General features: G+C 71.3%; 5 protein-coding genes. All 5 read right to left on the bottom strand.

The window, feature by feature from the left end; all coding sequences use genetic code 11:
- Nucleotides 1–55: 55 nt before the first annotated feature.
- A complete protein-coding gene (rpmF, locus tag PROKR_RS24900) occupies nucleotides 56–223 on the bottom strand; it encodes a 50S ribosomal protein L32 (RefSeq protein ID WP_020013144.1) in 168 nt (55 codons plus the stop codon).
- A 3-nt stretch (nucleotides 224–226) separates the two neighbouring features.
- Nucleotides 227–394: a 50S ribosomal protein L33 gene (rpmG, locus tag PROKR_RS24895; RefSeq protein ID WP_020013143.1), complete on the bottom strand. Its 168-nt coding sequence runs from the start codon at nucleotides 392–394 to the stop codon at nucleotides 227–229.
- On the bottom strand, nucleotides 394–696 hold the full coding sequence (locus tag PROKR_RS24890; RefSeq protein ID WP_036968982.1) for a type B 50S ribosomal protein L31: 303 nt from the start codon (nucleotides 694–696) through the stop codon (nucleotides 394–396). The genes rpmG and PROKR_RS24890 overlap by 1 nt, the downstream gene beginning before the upstream one ends.
- A 14-nt stretch (nucleotides 697–710) precedes the next feature.
- Entirely contained in the window at nucleotides 711–833 is a 123-nt protein-coding gene (gene ykgO, locus PROKR_RS24885; RefSeq protein ID WP_020013141.1) for a type B 50S ribosomal protein L36, read from the bottom strand.
- Between the two features lie 56 nt (nucleotides 834–889).
- Nucleotides 890–1083 (bottom strand): 30S ribosomal protein S14 (gene rpsN / locus PROKR_RS24880; protein ID WP_084800669.1); only part of this gene is annotated, 194 nt, incomplete at its 5' end.

Raw genomic sequence — 1083 nt, 5'->3', positions numbered from 1 at the left:
GCACGACGAGAGCCCCGGCGCAGCTGCGCCGGGGCTCTCGTCGATCAACCAGGTCTCAGTCCGGGACGACCAGGCCCCGCCGGACCGCGGGCACGAGCCGTGCGGGGATCCGCACCTGGCGCCCGTCCACGGTCACCGCGACCAGGTCAGGTACCTGGGCCGTCCACTGCGCGCGCCGCGACCGGGTGCGCGAGCGGGACATCTTCCGCTTGGGGACCGCCATCGATCAGCGCTCCTCGCGGAAGTCGACGTGCTGCCGCACCACGGGGTCGAACTTGCGCAGCACGAGCCGGTCGGGGTCGTTGCGCCGGTTCTTGCGGGTCACGTAGGTGAACCCGGTGCCCGCCGTCGAGCGGAGCTTGATCACGGGTCGCAGGTCGGTGCGCGAGGCCATCAGTTACCACCCTTGCTGTCGGTGCTCGTGTTGTGCTTGGCGTAGCGCTGCCGGAACTTCTCGACGCGTCCGGCGGTGTCGACCACGCGGGCCGATCCGGTCCAGAACGGGTGGCTGGCGCTGCTGATCTCGACGTCGACCACGGGGTAGGTCTGGCCGTCGGACCACTCGATGGTCGCCGTCGGGCGGCCGGGGCCGGAGTCGGTGCTGCCGGCGAGGGTCGAGCGGGTCAGGAACGTGAATCCTGCGCTCGCGTCCCGGAAGACGACGGGACCGTAGGTGGGGTGAAGGTTCTGCTTCATGATTTCTCTCCTCTTCAGCCCTGGCGCGCCTTCCAGCGCGGGTTGAGCTTGTTGATCACGAACGTCTTGCCGTGCCGGCGCACGACCTTGGCGCCGGGCTTGTCCTTCAGGGACCGCAGTGATGCGCGAACCTTCATGTGTCACTCCTTGCGTGCGGGGGGGCGGCGGCGGGGCCGCCGCAGGGGACCGGACCTCACCAGCTCGACTTGGTCACCCCGGGCAGCTCGCCACGGTGGGCCATCTCGCGCAGGCGGATCCGGGAGAGCCCGAACTTCCGCGAGTACGCGCGGGGCCGTCCGTCGACGGCGTCGCGGTTGCGCACCCGGGTCGGGCTGGCGTCGCGCGGCTGCCGGGACAGCTCCGCGACGGCGGCCTGGCGCTCGTCGG

This window comes from Promicromonospora kroppenstedtii DSM 19349, from assembly GCF_000515355.1.
Lineage (GTDB): Bacteria > Actinomycetota > Actinomycetes > Actinomycetales > Cellulomonadaceae > Promicromonospora > Promicromonospora kroppenstedtii.
Note: the sequence above shows the minus strand (reverse complement) of the source record. Positions and strands in the feature narration are given on the sequence as shown.